The 17802-nt window shown below is 60.8% G+C and carries 14 protein-coding genes; 5 read left to right on the top strand and 9 right to left on the bottom strand.

What is annotated here, in order from left to right; genetic code table 11:
- Positions 1–28 precede the first annotated feature (28 nt).
- A complete protein-coding gene (gene carB / locus ACSBLW_RS17935; protein ID WP_435257963.1) occupies positions 29–3358 on the top strand; it encodes a carbamoyl-phosphate synthase large subunit in 3330 nt (1109 codons plus the stop codon).
- A 1101-nt stretch (positions 3359–4459) separates the two neighbouring features.
- On the opposite strand, the gene ACSBLW_RS17930 is transcribed toward carB, so the two are convergent.
- Positions 4460–4930, bottom strand: a complete 471-nt coding sequence (locus tag ACSBLW_RS17930) for a BrnA antitoxin family protein (protein ID WP_435257962.1) — start codon at positions 4928–4930, stop codon at positions 4460–4462.
- A gap of 276 nt (positions 4931–5206) precedes the next feature.
- Between ACSBLW_RS17930 and ACSBLW_RS17925 the strand changes: the two genes are divergently transcribed.
- Positions 5207–6577, top strand: a complete 1371-nt coding sequence (locus ACSBLW_RS17925) for a DEAD/DEAH box helicase (protein WP_435257961.1) — start codon at positions 5207–5209, stop codon at positions 6575–6577.
- Between the two features lie 6 nt (positions 6578–6583).
- On the opposite strand, the gene ACSBLW_RS17920 is transcribed toward ACSBLW_RS17925, so the two are convergent.
- Entirely contained in the window at positions 6584–7036 is a 453-nt protein-coding gene (locus ACSBLW_RS17920; RefSeq protein WP_435257960.1) for a hypothetical protein, read from the bottom strand.
- A 366-nt stretch (positions 7037–7402) separates the two neighbouring features.
- Between ACSBLW_RS17920 and ACSBLW_RS17915 the strand changes: the two genes are divergently transcribed.
- On the top strand, positions 7403–7981 hold the full coding sequence (locus ACSBLW_RS17915; protein ID WP_435257959.1) for a thymidine kinase: 579 nt from the start codon (positions 7403–7405) through the stop codon (positions 7979–7981).
- A 52-nt stretch (positions 7982–8033) separates the two neighbouring features.
- Here the strand turns inward: ACSBLW_RS17915 and ACSBLW_RS17910 are convergent, their stop codons facing one another.
- Entirely contained in the window at positions 8034–9041 is a 1008-nt protein-coding gene (locus ACSBLW_RS17910; RefSeq protein WP_435257958.1) for a DMT family transporter, read from the bottom strand.
- A gap of 20 nt (positions 9042–9061) precedes the next feature.
- Here ACSBLW_RS17910 and ACSBLW_RS17905 point away from each other — a divergent pair, with 20 nt between their 5' ends.
- Together ACSBLW_RS17905 and ACSBLW_RS17900 are read left to right on the top strand one after the other, a co-directional pair.
- Positions 9062–10681, top strand: a complete 1620-nt coding sequence (locus ACSBLW_RS17905) for an AMP-binding protein (RefSeq protein WP_435257957.1) — start codon at positions 9062–9064, stop codon at positions 10679–10681.
- Between the two features lie 49 nt (positions 10682–10730).
- Positions 10731–11777 (top strand): hypothetical protein, encoded by a 1047-nt coding sequence (locus ACSBLW_RS17900; protein WP_435257956.1) that lies wholly within the window; start codon positions 10731–10733, stop codon positions 11775–11777.
- A 58-nt stretch (positions 11778–11835) separates the two neighbouring features.
- Here ACSBLW_RS17900 and ACSBLW_RS17895 read toward each other — a convergent pair whose 3' ends face one another.
- The 6 genes from ACSBLW_RS17895 to ACSBLW_RS17870 form a co-directional block, all read right to left on the bottom strand.
- Positions 11836–13035, bottom strand: coding sequence for an SPOR domain-containing protein (locus ACSBLW_RS17895; RefSeq protein WP_435257955.1), 1200 nt, complete (start codon positions 13033–13035; stop codon positions 11836–11838).
- A gap of 67 nt (positions 13036–13102) precedes the next feature.
- Positions 13103–13735, bottom strand: a complete 633-nt coding sequence (gene upp, locus ACSBLW_RS17890; protein WP_435257954.1) for a uracil phosphoribosyltransferase — start codon at positions 13733–13735, stop codon at positions 13103–13105.
- A gap of 2 nt (positions 13736–13737) precedes the next feature.
- Positions 13738–14715: an adenosine deaminase gene (locus tag ACSBLW_RS17885; RefSeq protein WP_435257953.1), complete on the bottom strand. Its 978-nt coding sequence runs from the start codon at positions 14713–14715 to the stop codon at positions 13738–13740.
- An 87-nt stretch (positions 14716–14802) separates the two neighbouring features.
- The gene (locus ACSBLW_RS17880) at positions 14803–16017 is read right to left on the bottom strand and encodes a phosphopentomutase (protein ID WP_435257952.1); all 1215 of its coding nucleotides are present in this window, start codon (positions 16015–16017) and stop codon (positions 14803–14805) included.
- Positions 16014–17321 (bottom strand): thymidine phosphorylase, encoded by a 1308-nt coding sequence (locus ACSBLW_RS17875; RefSeq protein WP_435257951.1) that lies wholly within the window; start codon positions 17319–17321, stop codon positions 16014–16016. Before ACSBLW_RS17875 ends, ACSBLW_RS17880 begins: the two co-directional genes overlap by 4 nt.
- Entirely contained in the window at positions 17321–17713 is a 393-nt protein-coding gene (locus ACSBLW_RS17870; RefSeq protein WP_435257950.1) for a cytidine deaminase, read from the bottom strand. The genes ACSBLW_RS17875 and ACSBLW_RS17870 overlap by 1 nt, the downstream gene beginning before the upstream one ends.
- Positions 17714–17802: the final 89 nt, after the last annotated feature.

Raw genomic sequence — 17802 nt, 5'->3', positions numbered from 1 at the left:
CGCGGGTTCAGCCATGCCGGAGACGAACATGCCCAAAAGAACCGATATCAAATCCATCATGATCATCGGAGCGGGGCCTATCGTTATCGGCCAAGCCTGCGAATTCGACTACTCGGGCGCACAGGCTTGTAAGGCCCTGCGCGAAGAGGGCTACCGGGTCATTCTGGTGAACTCGAACCCGGCCACGATCATGACCGATCCGCAGCTGGCCGACGCCACCTATATCGAACCGATCACCCCGGAAGTCGTCGCCAAGATCATCGAAAAAGAACGTCCCGACGCGCTGCTCCCAACGATGGGCGGGCAAACCGGTCTGAACACCTCGCTGGCCCTTGCCGACATGGGTGTGTTGGAAAAGTACAATGTGGAACTGATCGGGGCTAAGCGCGAAGCCATCGAAATGGCAGAAGATCGCAAGTTGTTCCGCGAGGCGATGGACCGCATCGGCCTTGAAAACCCCAAGGCCACGATCATCGCCGCCCCGAAAAAAGACAACGGCAAATATGACATCAACGCCGGCGTGCGCGAGGCCATCGAGGCACTCGACTATGTCGGCCTGCCCGCCATCATCCGCCCCGCCTTCACCCTTGGCGGCACCGGCGGCGGCGTGGCCTATAACCGCGACGACTACGAGGCCATCGTGCGTTCCGGCCTTGATGCCAGCCCCGTCGCACAGGTTCTGATCGACGAAAGCCTGCTCGGCTGGAAAGAATACGAAATGGAAGTCGTCCGCGACAAAGCGGATAACGCCATCATCGTCTGCTCCATCGAAAACGTCGATCCGATGGGCGTCCATACCGGCGATTCGATCACCGTCGCCCCGGCCCTGACCCTGACCGACAAAGAATACCAGATCATGCGCAACGGCTCGATTGCCGTGCTGCGCGAAATCGGCGTCGAAACCGGCGGCTCGAACGTGCAATGGGCGATCAACCCGAAAGACGGCCGCATGGTCGTGATCGAGATGAACCCCCGCGTCTCGCGCTCCTCGGCTCTGGCGTCCAAGGCCACCGGCTTCCCGATTGCCAAAATCGCCGCGAAACTGGCCGTGGGCTACACGCTGGACGAACTCGACAACGACATCACCAAAGTCACGCCCGCCAGCTTCGAACCGACCATCGACTATGTCGTGACCAAGATCCCGCGCTTTGCCTTCGAGAAATTCCCGGGCTCCGAACCTTTCCTCACCACCGCCATGAAATCGGTGGGCGAGGCAATGGCTATTGGCCGCACCATCCACGAATCCATGCAAAAGGCGCTGGCCAGCATGGAAACCGGCCTGACCGGCTTTGACGAAATCGCCATCCCCGGCGCCCCCGATCGCGCCGCCATCTCCAAGGCGCTCAGCCTCGCCACGCCAGACCGCCTGCGCGTCATCGCCCAGGCCATGCGCGAAGGCTTCACCAACGATGAGATTCAGGCCATCACCGCCTTCGACCCATGGTTCCTGTCGCGCATCCGCGAAATCATTGATGCCGAAGCACAAATCCGCAAGAACGGCCTGCCCGTCAATGCCGAAGACCTGCGCAAGCTTAAGATGATGGGCTTCACCGATGCCCGTCTGGCCAAGCTGACCGGCCGCGACGAAGACAATGTCCGCCGCGCCCGCCGCAACCTTGGCGTCACCGCCGTGTTCAAGCGCATCGACACCTGCGCCGCCGAGTTCGAGGCACAAACGCCCTATATGTATTCCACCTATGAGGCCCCCGCGATGGGCGATGTGGAATGTGAGGCCCGCCCCTCGAACGCCAAGAAAGTCGTCATCCTTGGCGGTGGCCCGAACCGGATCGGCCAAGGCATCGAGTTTGACTATTGCTGCTGCCATGCCTGCTTTGCTCTGACCGAGCAGGGCTATGAAACCATCATGGTCAACTGCAACCCCGAAACCGTGTCGACCGACTACGACACCTCGGACCGCCTTTATTTCGAACCGCTGACCCTGGAACATGTGCTGGAAATCCTGCGCGTCGAGCAGGAAAACGGCACGCTTCACGGAGTGATCGTCCAGTTCGGCGGCCAGACCCCGCTGAAACTGGCCAATGCTCTGCACGAAGAAGGCATCCCGATCCTCGGCACCACGCCTGATGCCATCGACCTTGCCGAAGACCGCGAGCGCTTCCAGAAACTTCTGAACGATCTGGGCCTCAAACAGCCCGTCAACGGCACCGCGCGCAGCCGCGATGAGGCCTTCGCCGTCGCCGCCGATGTCGGCTATCCGCTGGTCATCCGCCCCTCCTTCGTCCTTGGTGGCCGCGCCATGGAAATCATCCGCGACGACGCCCAGCTTGAACGCTACATCCGCGACGCCGTTCAGGTCTCGGGCAAGAACCCCGTTCTTCTCGACAGCTACCTTGCCGGCGCCATCGAGGTGGACGTCGACGCGCTCTGCGACGGCAACAACGTCCATGTTGCGGGCATCATGGAACATATCGAAGAGGCCGGCGTGCACTCGGGCGATTCTGCCTGCTGCCTGCCGCCACACTCGCTTTCCGCCGAGATCATCGAGGAACTGAAGCGCCAGACCGTCATCATGGCCAAGGCGCTGCATGTCGTCGGCCTGATGAACGTGCAATTCGCCATCAAAGACGGCGTGATCTACGTCCTCGAGGTTAACCCGCGCGCCTCGCGCACTGTGCCTTTCGTGGCCAAGGCCACCGACAGCGCCATCGCCTCCATCGCCGCACGGCTGATGGCGGGCGAACCCTTGTCGAACTTCCCCCAACGCGCGCCCTATGACGCAGGCGTGGGCCCGGACTCGGTTCTGCCCTTGGCCGATGCCAATACGCTGGCCAACCCGATCACCCCGTGGTTCAGCGTCAAAGAGGCCGTGCTGCCCTTCGCCCGCTTCCCCGGCGTCGACCCGATGCTTGGCCCCGAAATGCGCTCAACGGGTGAGGTCATGGGCTGGGACCGCTCCTTCCCGCTCGCCTTCCTCAAGGCGCAGATGGGCGCAGGCACACACCTGCCCACCGAAGGCCGCGTGTTCATCTCGATCAAGGACATGGACAAGACCGAGGCGATGGCCTCGGCCGCCCGCGACCTGATCGCCATGGGGTTTGAGATCACCGCTACCAAAGGCACCGCCGACTGGCTGGGCGCCAATGGGGCCAAGGCCACGCTGGTGAACAAGGTCTATGAGGGCCGCCCGAACATCGTCGACGCGCTGAAAAACGGCGAAATCGCACTGGTCTTCAACACCACCGAAGGCGCCCAGTCGATCAATGACAGCCGCGACATCCGCCGCGTCGCGCTGATGGACAAGATCCCCTACTTCACCACCGCCGCCGCCTCCATCGCCGCCGTCTCGGCCATGAAGGCACGGGGTGAGGGGTATGGGGTCCGTACTCTTCAAGGCTAAGGAGCAGCGGGGCGCTTAGCCCCGCGAAAACGCTCCAGTGGAGCGTTTTCAGCCCCGAACAGCCCGAGGTAACGAGGGCCGCACAACTGCTGTTCGGATCGGGGCCTTTTGACCGGATTACGCGGCAGAATGGCGATTCTTTTTTCTGGTGCCTCTTCTACACATTCGGATGGTTCCTGATTACCCACGCCAATCAACGTGGCCCAGCCCAATCAGTCCTCAAGGTCACACATTGTGCATAACAATGTGGACACCTAAAAAGTAAATCTTGTAGCGATCCAATTAAATCAATGGGTTACATCAAAAGAAAGTTGTTGCGTCACACCCCAGATGGTGTATAAGCTCAATCTTGATAAGCTACATTTAGCGCCTCAGCAAATTTGTAGCGGGATACTTCCCCTTTAAGCATAGTTGTGCCATAAGTATGGCGTGCACTAAGACGCACGGCCAAACTTTATACACCTGCTTGCGAACGGAGGTAATTCACCAGAGCACCCCGAAAACGAAAAGAGCCAACCTAATCGGTTGGCCCCTCCCGAAAAACAGTTGGCCTTGTAGGCGCTCTGCTCCCTAGCAAGACAGAGTTTCCCATAAAATCAGGCCATTTTCAAGACGCTTCCCAACGAAAGGAAAATGGGAAATGGCTTATTATTACTTGAATAAGAACCAACAACCTAATGGGGATTACGAAGTGCATACAAGCACTTGTATTTTCCTCCCCACCGCAAATCGCGAATACCTCGGCGATTTCTTATATTGCTCGCAGGCGATCGATGAGGCGAAACGTCGCTACCCAACGTGGCGCCGGATCAACGGCTGCTACTTTTGTTCCAACCCTTGTCATACAAGCTAAGGTGTAAAGAATGGCTACCAATCCACCCACTGGAGACGGAAAACGTAACGGCGCTGTCAAAGGCAGGTCGCAAACTCAGACTCCGTCTGGTCACTACGTGAAGCGCAACACAGAAACAGGTCGCTTCATGGATGTTAAGACTTCATCGAAAACTCCCTTCAAAGGTGTTCGAAAAGAAAAGTGACTAAATGGGGCGCGGGAGACTGCGCCCCTTTTCCTCCATCCACAATCAAGCACTCCCCTGCCCCCTACTCCCGCTCCCCCTCCAGCCCGAACTTCCGCATCATTTCCCGCATCCGTGCCTGACGGTCGCGGGTCTGGTCGTCCAGCGTCGGCCCGCCCATGCCAAACGCGGCCCCGGTTTCGCCCCAGACCGGGCGCTCGCCTTCGTGATCCTTGGCCTGACGGAACATCTCGGCCGTATCCGCGCCCCCGATCACGCCCGCCAGCCGCGCATGCATATAGCTGCGCAAGACCTCATTCAGGCGCGGCCCATAGCCCGCCCCCATGCTGCGAAAGAATTTCAGCACATCGCGGTCCAACCGCACCGTCACCCGTTCCGTCGGTTGCGGATGCGGGCGGCGGGCAATCTCGTGCCATGCCTCGGGAATGCGGTTCGTCACCTCGATCGTGTGGTGCAGATCCCATTCCAGCCGCCGCATCGCCTCAGACATGTAAAAGAAATTTTCCCGCTCCTTGGCGGTCATCTTGCGATCCATCTTCGCCTCCAGTTTTGGCCCAGACTCCGCAAATTTCGTTAAAATTCGCTGCATCCAGCGTCTGCACGGGGGGTGTACGGCGGGTGTACGCAGGGTGGCGCTTGACTTTCCGGCCCAAAACCCCCATCTGCACCCGATCCGAAGGCCGTGCCGCGTGAGCACTGAAAGCCCCGGACACAGGTTCCCACCATCACGCAGGGGCGCCGACGGCGCGCACGGCCAACCGGGAAAACCCGGTGGGTGAGGGTTTGCCGTCTCTCTCGTATGGATGAAACCATGACCACTTTTGCCGAACTGGGGCTTAGCCCCAAGCTATTGAAAGCCCTTGAGAAAACGGAACTCAAGGCACCAACCCCCATTCAGGAACAGTCGATTCCCCAGATCATGAAGGGGCGTGACCTGATGGGTCTGGCGCAAACCGGCACCGGCAAGACCGCCGCCTTCGGCCTGCCGCTTTTGCACCGCCTGCTCGATCTGACGAACCCTCCCGGTCCGCGCAACATCCGCGCCCTGATCCTTGCACCAACCCGCGAATTATCCGTGCAAATCAAAGAGAACTTCGAAGTTTTCACCAAAGGCACGCATCTGAAAGTGCTGATGGTCGTCGGCGGCCAATCGCTGAACCGCCAGTCCGAGGCGCTGAAACGCGGCGCCGATGTCCTCGTCGCCACCCCCGGTCGTCTGATCGACCTGATCGAACGCGGCGATGTGTCTTTGGAAAAATGCGGCTATCTGGTTCTGGACGAAGCCGACCATATGCTGGACATGGGTTTCATCCATTCCCTGCGCCGGATTGCAAAGCATATCCCCTTGAAACGCCAGACTCTTCTGTTCTCGGCCACGATGCCGAAAGATATCGAGGAAGTGGCCGACACCTACTTGCGTGACCCCGTTCGCGTGCAGGTCGCGCCCCCCGGCAAGCCTGCCGAAAAGATCACCCAAGGCGTGCATTTCATCCCCAATGGCGACAAGGCACGACTGTTGGAGGATTATCTGAAAAAGCACCCGGGCGAGCAGGCGCTGGTTTTCTGTCGGACAAAGCACGGTTCAGACAAACTTAACAAAGTTCTGGCAGGATGGGGTTTCCGCGTGGGGGCGATTCACGGCAACCGCAGCCAAAACCAACGCGACCGCATTCTGGCGGATTTCAAGGGCGGTGAGATTGATGTTCTGGTGGCGACCGATGTTGCCGCCCGTGGCATCGACATCCCGACCGTGCGCCATGTCTACAATTACGACATGCCGAATGTTCCCGAAAACTATGTCCACCGTATCGGCCGCACCGCCCGTGCCGGCGCCAGCGGCTCTAGCATCAGCTTCTGCGCACCTGCAGAGATGGGGGAGCTTCAAGCCATTGAAAAGGTTTTGAAAAAGCCTGTCCCCGTTGTCGGCGGCGCGCCTTGGGCCGCAGAAGTCGTCGCCGCGAGTCCTAAGCCGGGACAGGGCCGCGGTCGCGGGCCGAAACCGGGACAGGGCCGCGCGCCGGGGGCGCCGAAAGCCGGCGCTCCGAAAGGGGCTGCACCATCAGCCAAGCCGCAGGGACGCCCCCAAGCAAAACCCCAAGGCAAACCGGCTGGGGCACGGCCTCAGGGCCCACGTCCCGGCAGCCAGCCACCGCGCCGCAAAGGCCCGCGGAAGCCGAGCTGATAAAAACTAGCTGACCTCGTCTTCGAGGTTCAGCTTCATATCAATGAGGACGTGCTGAATGGCGATGGTCTCGCGCAACATGCGCTTGGCCTCGTTCACGCTGATCCGGCCATCCGCGATGGCCGCGTTATACTCGCTCATCAACATCGCAAAACGCTGGGCCAGCGCCACCACGTCCTGATTGACCCCCTTTGATCCGGAATTGCGCTTCTCGCTGTCCAAGGACAGCGTGACGCCCCGCAGATCGGCCAAAGCCGCTGTCACATGCGGAAAGCTGGACGCAGCTTCCAACTGCGCCACCACGTCGATCGGCATGAAACGGTCGTCATGCTCATCCGCGTCGGAATAATAGCGCCCCAAAGTCGCTTTCGATTTGCCTGTCAGGCTACACGCCGCCTCTACCCCGACGTCTTTGACCAAGGCTTCCGTATGTTTCTTCAGATAAGTTGCCATCGACATCGGCAGAGACTCCTTCACCCCCGCAGACCCGGGGAAATCCTTACATCTTTTCCCATTAATGTGATGGAAAAGCTTTGTCATGAATAAAGGCGTTCCGGGCGACCGGAACTTTAGTGAGTGGTCGGTGTCCCCAGCACCGACTGGGTGGGGGTCCGCCGTGCTTCAGTCCGAAAGGGCGGCCGCAAGGCCGTGCGGCGGGCCCGTCTAAGTAAGTTGTTTGACCCTGTTCGGGTTGTGTAAATGGTTCGACGGCCCGCTGCGGCCCCCTCCCCTGTTTTCGTGACTGGCACATGTCAGGCCACCACCGGATCAACGGCCCCCACCCGCTCACTTGCCAGCCCGCGCGGCATTGGATAATCCCGCTGCATGGCAAAGCTTTACTTCAACTTCTCCACAATGAATGCCGGCAAATCGACGGCGCTTCTGCAGGCCTCGCACAACTATCGCGAGGGCGGGATGATGACCTATCTGATTACCGCGCAGTTCGACAACCGCGCAGGTCAGGCACGGATCGCCAGCCGCATCGGCATTGGAGAGGATGCCGATACCTTTGCCAAAGACGAAAACATGTTTGAAAAGCTGAAGGCGCGTTTCGCCAAAGGCCCCGTCGCTTGCGTCTTTATCGACGAAGCCCAATTCCTGACCAAGGAACAGGTCTGGCAGCTGGCCTGTGCTGTGGATGATCTGGGCGTGCCGATCATGTGCTATGGCCTGAGGGTGGACTTTCAGGGCAACCTTTTCCCCGGTTCCGCCGCACTGCTGGCATGGGCCGATGAAATGCGCGAGGTCCGCACGATCTGTCATTGCGGAAAGAAGGCGACGATGGTCGTCCGCAAAGGGCCAGATGGCAAGGCGCTGAAAGACGGCGAACAGGTCGTGATCGGCGGCAACGAAACCTATCAAAGCCTCTGCCGACGTCACTGGCGAGAAGCCGTCGGCAGCTAAGCGCAAATTCCTTACTTAAGGAATTTACCATTTTCTTCAAAGAAAATGGGCGTCAGGCGAGGGCCGTGCCCTCTTGCGCCTTAGCCCGCAGCGCGATCATCGCCCCTGCACTGACAATCAGCGCCATGCCCAGCCACGCCACTGTGGAAAGGGTCTCACCCCAGATGATCCAAGACCACAGGGCTGAGGCGGGCAGGATCACATACTCAATGACGCTTGCCCGGCTTGCTTCGGTGATCTGATAGGCGCGGATCATCAGGCCCACCCCCAAGAGAGACCCTGCCGCTTGGACAAAAGTCCAGAACAGGAAGGTCGTGCTGGGCCAAACCGGGCCACGCAGCAGGAATCCGGCAGGCCCATCGGCAACCGGCACCGGCAAAAGCGCCAGCACGATCATCCCAAGCACACCAATCGCTCCAAGCGCCAGGAAAAAACCCGCCAACAAGGTCTCGGCACTTTCCTCGGAACACCATTCCCGCGTTGCAATATTGCCCAAGGCGTACAGTGCCCCGGCCGCAATCGGCAAAAGGGCCGCCGCCGAGGCCCCGGCCATTGCTTCCGGCCCCAGCACCAAGACCACCCCCACAAAGCCAATCGCAACGGCCATGATGCGAACCGGGCCGATATGGTGGCCATAGACAAATCGCGAAATCAGCAGGACGAAAATCGGCGCCGTGAAAAGGCCGGCGGCAACGATGGCAACCGGCAGAAAGGCCAGAGCGCCGAAATAGATCACCATGGCCGAGCCGTGGATGAGGCTTCTCCCCACCACATTGCGCAGATGAACCGGACGCGGGTTCAGCTTCAAGACCGGGACCAGCACCGCCAAAAGCGCCATCGCCATCAAGGTTCGCGTGGCATGGAACTGCCACAGACCGGTATCTTCAGCAATCACGCGGACATAATTGTCGGTAAATCCGATCAGCAGGGCGTAGCCCACCAAGAATCCCGCCGCTGCAAGGGTACGATCTGTCTGCGCCATATTCGCCTCGTCGTTCTTTTCGGTCTCTTGCCGCTTGCCAATTCGGCTTGCCCGCCGGAAAACGACATATAAGGGCAAATTTCAGGGGAGAGAGCGTAATGGGATGGTTGGCCGATGAAACCGGGCTTGAAAAATGTGCGGCAAACCATGTGCCGCTGACGCCCCTTTCCCATCTGCGACGCGCAGCAGACATCTTCGCGACGAAAACCGCGATCGTCTGGAAATCCACTCGCCTGACCTATGCGGAATACGGCCAACGCGTCAGCTGTCTGGCCTCGGCCCTGCAACGACGGGGCATTCAGCCCGGAGACGTGGTGGCAACACTTCTGCCCAACATCCCCGCTCAGGCCGAGGCACATTTCGGCGTGCCCGCCTGTGGCGCGGTATTGAACACGATCAACACCCGACTTGATGCCGATACGGTCGCCTATATCTTTGGCCACGCGGGGGCAAAGATCGTTCTGGTGGACGCGGCCCTGATCAGCCTTGCCGAAGAGGCGATCCGCCGCATGGGAGGCCCGGCCCCGCAAATTGTTGAGGTCGTGGATCACGGCTTCTCTGCCTCGGGCCACAATCTGACCTATGACGCCCTGATTGCCGAAGGCGATCCAAACTTCTCTTGGATCCTGCCCGAGGATGAATGGGAATCCATCGCGATCAACTACACATCGGGCACCACTGGCCGCCCCAAAGGCGTGGTCTATCACCACCGCGGGGCCTATCTTGCCACCACCGCCAATGCCATCGGCTGGCGAATGCAGTTGTTTCCGATCTACCTGACCATCGTGCCGCTGTTTCACTGCAACGCCTGGTGCCACCCCTGGATGATCCCGATGATGGGCGGCACGCTTGTCTGCTGCCGCGACATCACGGCCAAGGCGATCTATGATGCGATTGCCGATGAAGGTGTCACCCATTTTGGCGGCGCGCCAATCGTTCTGAACACGATCATCAACGCCAAGCCGGCAGACCGCCGCGACTTTTCCCACCATGTCGAGGTCTTTACCGCAGGCGCCCCGCCACCAGCCGCGACGCTTGCCGCCATTGAACCCTTGGGCTTCAATGTGACCCAAGTCTACGGCCTGACCGAAACCTATGGCCCGGCGACGGAATGCCTGTGGCAGCCCGAATGGGATGAGGTGAAAGGCGATGACCGCGCCGCTCTCAAATCCCGCACCGGGGTTGCCATGGCCATGCTGGAAGGCGCCGAGGTCCATGACAGCCAGTTGAACCCCGTTCCCCGTGACGGCCAGCATCTGGGCGAAATCGCGATGCGCGGCAATATGGTGATGAAGGGCTATTACAAGAACCCCGAAGCCACCCGAGAGGCGTTCAAGGGCGGCTGGTTCCGGTCGGGCGACATCGCCTTCCAACACCCGGACGGCTATCTGAAAATCACCGACCGCGCCAAAGACATCATCATCTCGGGCGGTGAAAATGTCTCCTCGGTCGAGGTCGAGGGCGTCTTGATGAAACACCCGGCCGTCTCGCTTTGCGCGGTCGTGGCAAAACCCGATGACAAATGGGGCGAAGTGCCCTGCGCCTTCATCGAATTGAAAGAGGGGCAGACCGCAACAGCCGAAGACCTGATCGCCCATTGCCGCAGCCACTTGGCCGGGTTCAAGACCCCAAAACATGTGGTCTTCTCGGAATTGCCGAAAACCTCGACCGGCAAGATCCAAAAGTTCGAATTGCGTGCTGTGGCAAAGCTGATCTGAGCCTTCGGGGCGATTGTGGCCGCAATCGCCATCGGCTATCGTCACCGTGATGACAGGCAAGCACTCGGGCGCATCAACCGCGCTGAAACAATATGCACGGCTGGAAAGCACAGGGCTTTGGCGTGATCGCGCCGAAGCCCAAAGGCGTGAGGTCATTGTGGCCTTCCGCGAAGCCTCTCTCGTGCTGTCCGATCCCCGGAGCGAAGCCGCCCTTTCCCACTGGTCGCTGCCTGCCGTCCAGCGCCTTAATCCCGGCGAAATGCCCGCCTTGTTCGGGCCCGACGACGCAGGGGCGGAAACGCTGGAACTGACCGACCCCGACATGATCAAGGCCTTGGAAACCGTCCGCGGTGTCCTAGAAAGGCGCGGTCCGAAACCCGGCCGCCTGCGGGGCTTTCTGCTTGGGTCGGGAACGATGCTGGTCGCCGCAGCCGCGGTCTTTTGGCTTCCCGATGCCTTGGTCAACCACACCGCCTCGGTGCTTCCGGCCGCAACCCGTGCGTCCATCGGTCAAGCGGCCTTGGCGGATGTTCAGCGTCTGACCGGTTCCCCTTGCGCCAGCCCCTTGGGCAGCTATTCCCTGACCTCGCTTTCGGAAAAACTCTTCGGCCCGCATCGCGCCCAGATTTTCGTCATGCGCGACGGCGTGGTGCAATCTGCCCATTTGCCGGGTGGCGTGATCTTGGTCCACCGCGATGTGGTTGAAAAGACCAATGGCCCCGAAACGCTGGCCGGTCTTGCTTTGGCCGAACGCCTGCGGGCCGAGGCGCAAGACCCCATCCTCGCCGTTTTGCGCTATGCCGGTCTGACCGCAACGTTCCGGCTGCTGACCACGGGTTCCTTACCCGACAACGCGCTGCGCGGCTATGGTCAGGCCATCTTGAAGGCCGATCCCCAACCGATCGACCAAGATGCCTTGATCACACGTTTTGAGGCGGCCGGTGTGTCGACCCAGCCCTATGCCTATGCCGTGGACCCGACGGGCGAAAAGACACTCAGCCTGATCGAGGCAGACCCGCTGCGCGGATTGGTGCCCCAAGCATTGATGTCAGATGGCGACTGGGTCAGCCTGCAAGACATCTGCGGGCAGGAATAAGCCCGCCAACGAAAAAGCCCCCGATTTCCGGGGGCTTTTCTCATCTCGTCAGCGCCGATCAGCGAATGAAGGCATCCGCAAACCCTGCTCGACGCGCTGCTTTCAAGGCCTCTTGCGCTTCTGCCGAAGACGCGAACGGACCCGCAAGAACGATCTGCAAAGCCTTGCCCGCCTTGGTGGTCTTCGCTTTTGCAACCGGCAATCCCGCACCACGCAGACGTGCCGCCGCCCCGTCGGCATTGCTTGGTTGGCCAAAGGTGCCAACCTGAACATAGATCTTGCCCGAACCAGAGGCCTTTTTCGTCACCTTTGCCGCAAGTTCAACCGGCGACGATTTCGACGAAACATGGACGCGGCGAACGATCACCACGCGCTTTCCAGCCTTCAGCGCCTCTTCAACCGATTGCGCGGGCACGTCGCGGGTCCAGACCTGATCCTGATCCGCCCATCCCTGCGCTGTCCCCTGTCCCCGCTTGGGGTTCAGGCGGTCATCGGTCCAAGCCTTCTTATAGCCCTTTGGAATGCTATCCTGAGAGGAGATCGCCACCTTGCCGCCAGCGCTCTCAACAAAACCGGACGGGGCCACTGCTGCCGCACCGCCTGCCAGACGCGGGGCGCGCGCGCTGGTAAGATCCCCGTTTCCGGTGGTGCACAGCGTGATCGTCCCGCCACCGCGCAGTGCAAATGTCTCGCGCACGGGAACCGCCGCATAGCATCCATTCGTCGGCTGTCCCTTGGCCTGACGGACAACCTTTTCCGCCCTGGGGGCAGGTGCCGCCGCGACCACGGGCGGGGCCGCCTTGACCACGCGCTGCGGCGCGGGTTGCGCGGCAACGACAGGCGGGGCCGCATAGGTGGCCGCAGGCAGACGCTGTGCTGTCTTTGGTGGGGTTTCCCGAATTTTCGGCGGCGTGGTCGTTGTCGCCACGGTCTCAATCGGACGACGCCCTGTTACAGGTGCGGGGGCCGGGGCCGCGCGCGGTGCGTCCTCGACCACGTCAATCTTCTGCTTTGCAAAGGTCGGGGGATAACCGCAAAGCTGCTTGCGATCCCGCGTGACCCGCGGCACCCAATTCGTGCGCCCGGAAAGACCAGCTCGCAGGAACACGCAGCCACGGCTGTCCACATATTGCTGCCCCTTGAATGAGGCAGGCGGCAGCTCTCGAGGTCCACCGAAATCATTCGCCGACTGGGCATTGGCTACACCCAAACCGGCCGCAACCGCCAGAACAGCGGCCGAAACCATCTTCAAAACCATAACTACCCCCAAGTAGCGTTGAAGGCAGTCTGGAATAAAACTGTTTCTGAGTAAAGGGCTTAGCCCATCATTTTGTGCCAAACATGCGGTCACCCGCATCACCTAGCCCCGGAACGATATAACCGTGATCATTCAAGTGGCTATCGACCGAAGCTGTGACGATCGGAACGTCGGGGTGCGCCTCTTGCATCCGTTTGATACCTTCAGGGGCCGCCAAAAGGCACAGGAAGCGAATTTCCTTGGCCCCGGCCTTCTTCAAAAGGTCAACCGCCGCCGCCGAGGAATTGCCCGTGGCCAGCATCGGGTCCACCACGATGACCACGCGATCTTCCAGCTGTTCCGGCACCTTGAAGTAATATTGCACCGGCTCCAGCGTCGCCGGGTCGCGGTACAGGCCCACAAATCCAACCCGCGCGGCGGGGATCAGCTCCAGAATGCCATCCAACAACCCATTGCCCGCCCGCAAGATGCTGACCAAGGCCAGTTTCTTGCCCTCGATCACCGGCGCATCCATCTCGCACAAGGGCGTCTCGATGCGCTTCGTGGTCATCGGCAACTCGCGCGTCACCTCATAGGCCAAAAGCAGGCTGATCTCGCGCAAAAGCTGGCGGAAAGAGGCGGTCGAGGTGTCCTTTTCCCGCATCAAGGACAGCTTGTGCTGGACCAAGGGGTGCGAAACGACGGTCAAATGGTCAAGCATGGTCAAGCCTCCAGTCTCTTTGCGATCTTCGCTTTGGTATCCGCGTCACAGAAGGCGGCGTCAAGCGCAGTACGGTTCAGGGTTTCAAAAACCCCGTCATCCCAGTCAAACGCATCATGCAACATCTGGAATTCACGGGTCATCGTGGTGTGGAAAAACGGCGGATCGTCGGTCGACACGGTGACTTTCACGCCGCGGTCATAAAGCTGCCCGATGGGATGCTTGCGAAAACTCGGATAGAGGCCAAGCGCCACGTTCGACCCCGGACAAACCTCTAGGACGATGCCCTTTTCCGCCAGTTCGTCGACCAAGGCCAAATCCTCGATGGCACGCACCCCATGTCCGATGCGCTCCACCTCCAGATCGCGCACAGCCGCCCGCACACTCTCTGGGCCACCCCATTCGCCCGCATGGGCAGTCAGCCGCAAACCGGCCTCGCGGGCGCAATCAAAGGACCAGCGATAATCCTTGGGCTGGCCAATCTTTTCATCCCCCGCAATGCCAAAGCCAACAATCCAGTCCCCAGCCGTCTCGGCCGCACAAATTGCCGTCTCTCGTGCCTTTTCGGGGCCAAAATGGCGAATGCAGGTGATGATCCCGCGCAGGGTAATCCCATCCTGCCGCTCGGCCTTTGCCGCCGCCTCTTGCATTGCCAAAAGGTACTCGCGCCATGCCCCCACATCGCGCCCACCACAGAAATCAGGGGACAGGAAGGTTTCGGAATAAACCACGCCATTGGCCGCGCTTTCCTCCAGCACCGCCGTCGTCAACCGCGCATAGTCATCAGGGCTGGTCAGCACACTCGTGGCGGCCTCGTAAACCTTCAGAAAATCCCAGAAATCCTTGTATCGGTAATTCCCGCGCTCATCGAAAATTCCGCCAATATCAATCGACTTTTCCTTGGCCAGCCCGCGAATGAACGCAGGCGGTGCCGCCCCTTCAAGATGCAGATGCAATTCGATCTTCGCGTCCCGCGCCACCTTCCGCTCCTTTATCTTGGTCCAAATATCCCGGGGGAAGCGGGTTTTGCCAAAAACCCGCGCGGGGGCTGGCCCCCGCCTTGCCCTTCAGCCCAGAAACGATCTGCCCGGCCCCTGCCCAGTCACCCGCAGATGCGCCGCGACCGAGGCCCCCACATCGACAAAGCCGCACAGACCAATCGCCTTGGCCTCCGCTCCATACCCCACAACAGGCACCCTTTCGCGGGTGTGCTCGGTACCCCTGAAGGTCGGGTCGTTGCCATGATCGGCTGTGAAGATCGCCAGATCGCCGGGGCGCAGCGTCGCCAGGAACCTAGGCACCTGCGCGTCAAACCATTCCAGCGCACGGGCATAGCCGGCCACATCGCGTGGATGGCCATAAAGCGTGTCAAACTCGACAAAGTTCGCAAAGGTCAACGAACCCGCTTCCGCCTCGCCTCCTAGCTGCACCAAATGTTCGAAAAGGTCAGCGTCAGACTTTCCCTTATGCAAGGCACCAATGCCCCGCATTGAAAAGATGTCGCCAATCTTGCCAATCGCATGGGTCGCGCGTCCCGCCCCGGCCACCCAGTCCAACAGGGTGGGCGATGGCGGCTCTATGGCAAAATCCTTGCGGTTCGAGGTCCGCTTGAAATCGCCGCAGCTTCCGGTGAAGGGCCGCGCAATCACCCGCCCCACCTTGCGCGCGTGCAAATAGGGCGCAAGGTCTTTGCACAGCTTCAACAGCCGCTCCAGACCAAAGGCCTCCTCATGCGCCGCGATCTGAAAAACGCTGTCGGCACTGGTATAGCAGATCGGCCATCCGGTCCGAAGATGCGCCTCGCAATGCGCCTCGATGATCGGCACGCCCGAGGCATGGCAATTGCCCAAGATCCCTTCGGTTCCGGCCAACCTGCAGACCTCGGCCACCAACTCGGGCGGAAAGGCGGGATCGGTATCGGGGAAATAGGTCCAGTCCCACGGCACCGGCACGCCCGCCAATTCCCAATGGCCCGAAGGCGTATCCTTGCCCCTGCTGATTTCTTCAGCGGCCCCCCACAGCCCCTGCGGCGCTGCCCCCAGTCCCGGCGCGTCGACGCCCGAGGCCAGCTTGATCGCGGCCCCCAAGCCCAACCGATCAAGGTTCGGCATCTTCAACAGGCCAGAACGTCCGGTATTCGCCCGCCCTTCGGCACAGGCCTGCGCGATATGCCCCAGCGTGTTAGACCCGGCATCACCAAAGGCCGCAGCATCCGGCGCACCGCCACAGCCAACCGAATCCATGACAATCAGAAACGCACGGCCAGTCGCGTCTTGGCTCATGATATCCTCTTGCGGATCAAAGGTTGCTCATCCAGCACCGAGGTTCCCACCCGATAGGCGGCCTGCACAGCCTTTACAGCGGCCTCTGCTGCCTCATCGGTTGCGGCATGAACCATCGCCAGCGGAACGCCCGCGCCGATTTCTTCGCCCAGCCCGATCAAATCCGACAACCCGACCGACGGGTTCACCTTATCCCCATCACGCAGCCGCCCGCCGCCCAGATGAACGACGGCCAAGCCCAGCGCCTCGCAGTCAATGGAAGCGATATAGCCGTCATCCAAGGCCGGAACCTCACGCATCACAGGCGAGGCGGGCAGCCTGTCTGGCCAGCGTTCGACAAAATCCGCAGGCCCGCCTTGCGCCGCAACCATCTTGCCAAAGAGTTCCGCCGCTGCACCGCTTTCCAGCGCCTGCTCAATCCGCCCTGTTCCGTCCTCGACATCCGCCGCCAACCCGCCCAGCGCCAAGGCCTCGCCGCCCAAGGCGCAGGTCAAATCCCACAGTGCCGAATTGACCGAGCTTCCCGTCAGCGTCTCCATCACCTCGATCACTTCCAGCGCATTGCCAGCAGCCGTCGCCAAAGGCTGGTCCATATCCGTGATCAGCGCGCTGGTCATGCAGCCCGCCCCTTGCGCGGTCGAAACCAAGGCCCGCGCCAAGGCCTCGGCGCGTTCGGGCGTTTTCATAAACGCGCCCGAGCCGCATTTCACATCCAGAACCAGACCCTCCAGACCCGCCGCCAGCTTCTTCGACAGGATCGACGCCGTAATCAAATCAATCGACTCGACCGTGCCAGAGATGTCGCGAATGCCGTAAAGCCGCCGGTCCGCCGGGGCCAAATCCGCACTGGCCGCCACAATCGCGCAACCAAGGTTTCCAACTTGCGCCCGCAGCGCCTCTTCGCTCAGTCCGGTCCGGAACCCCGGAATGGCTTCCAGCTTGTCCAGTGTTCCCCCGGTATGGCCCAATCCCCGACCTGAAATCATCGGCACATAGGCGCCACAGGCCGCCAAAGCAGGGGCCAAGAGCAGCGACACGCAATCGCCGATGCCGCCGGTGGAATGCTTGTCCACCACAGGCCCCGGCAGATCCCAGTCCAGCACCCGACCGGTATCGCGCATCGACCGGGTCAGCGCCACGCGGCCTTCTTCGCCCAAACCGTTCAACAGAACCGCCATGGCAAATGCCCCGGCCTGCGCATCCGTCACAGTTCCATCGGCCAGCCCCGTCGCAAACCAGCGCAACTCGTCAGACGTGGGAACGGCTTTGTCGCGTATCTTTGCAATGATCGCGCGCGCGTCCATCAGGCCCGATCCATATGCGCCGCCGTAAACGACCCCGGCAACAACTCGGCCACCGTCATCGTCTTTTGCAGGCCATCGGTCGTGCACAGGGTCACCTTGACGTCAGCGCCCGCGAATTCCGCCAGCTTCTGCCGGCATCCACCACAAGGCGGCACCGGGCTTGGGCTGTCGGCAATCACAAAGACTTCGGCAATCTTGCTGTCCCCGCCCGCAATCATGGCGGCAATGGCCCCGGCTTCGGCACAGGTGCCTTCGGGATAGGCCACGTTTTCCACGTTGCATCCCACATAAACCGCACCAGACGTCGCGCGCAGCGCCGCCCCCACCTTGAACCGCGAATAGGGCGCATAGGCGCGTTCGCGCACATCGGTGGCAGCCTGAAGCAAAGACATCATTTCCCCCTTTGAGGAATAATTTGATCATTTGGTCGGAAGTTTGACCGCGCCATTGCAAAAGCGCAAGTCCAGCTTACGCCACGGGA

Source organism: Thioclava sp. FR2 (assembly GCF_051200875.1).
GTDB lineage: Bacteria > Pseudomonadota > Alphaproteobacteria > Rhodobacterales > Rhodobacteraceae > Pseudotabrizicola.
This window is presented reverse-complemented; position numbering and strand designations above follow the sequence as displayed.

Excerpts from the sequence above, each read along its gene's own strand:
- ACSBLW_RS17895 (WP_435257955.1), bottom strand. The coding sequence starts at position 13,035 with ATGGTTTTGAAGATGGTTTCGGCCGCTGTTCTGGCGGTTGCGGCCGGT.
- carB (WP_435257963.1), top strand. The coding sequence starts at position 29 with ATGCCCAAAAGAACCGATATCAAATCCATCATGATCATCGGAGCGGGG.
- ACSBLW_RS17870 (WP_435257950.1), bottom strand. The coding sequence starts at position 17,713 with ATGTCTTTGCTTCAGGCTGCCACCGATGTGCGCGAACGCGCCTATGCG.
- ACSBLW_RS17925 (WP_435257961.1), top strand. The coding sequence starts at position 5,207 with ATGACCACTTTTGCCGAACTGGGGCTTAGCCCCAAGCTATTGAAAGCC.
- ACSBLW_RS17875 (WP_435257951.1), bottom strand. The coding sequence starts at position 17,321 with ATGGACGCGCGCGCGATCATTGCAAAGATACGCGACAAAGCCGTTCCC.
- ACSBLW_RS17920 (WP_435257960.1), bottom strand. The coding sequence starts at position 7,036 with ATGTCGATGGCAACTTATCTGAAGAAACATACGGAAGCCTTGGTCAAA.
- ACSBLW_RS17900 (WP_435257956.1), top strand. The coding sequence starts at position 10,731 with ATGACAGGCAAGCACTCGGGCGCATCAACCGCGCTGAAACAATATGCA.
- ACSBLW_RS17905 (WP_435257957.1), top strand. The coding sequence starts at position 9,062 with ATGGGATGGTTGGCCGATGAAACCGGGCTTGAAAAATGTGCGGCAAAC.
- upp (WP_435257954.1), bottom strand. The coding sequence starts at position 13,735 with ATGCTTGACCATTTGACCGTCGTTTCGCACCCCTTGGTCCAGCACAAG.
- ACSBLW_RS17930 (WP_435257962.1), bottom strand. The coding sequence starts at position 4,930 with ATGGATCGCAAGATGACCGCCAAGGAGCGGGAAAATTTCTTTTACATG.
- ACSBLW_RS17880 (WP_435257952.1), bottom strand. The coding sequence starts at position 16,017 with ATGAGCCAAGACGCGACTGGCCGTGCGTTTCTGATTGTCATGGATTCG.
- ACSBLW_RS17915 (WP_435257959.1), top strand. The coding sequence starts at position 7,403 with ATGGCAAAGCTTTACTTCAACTTCTCCACAATGAATGCCGGCAAATCG.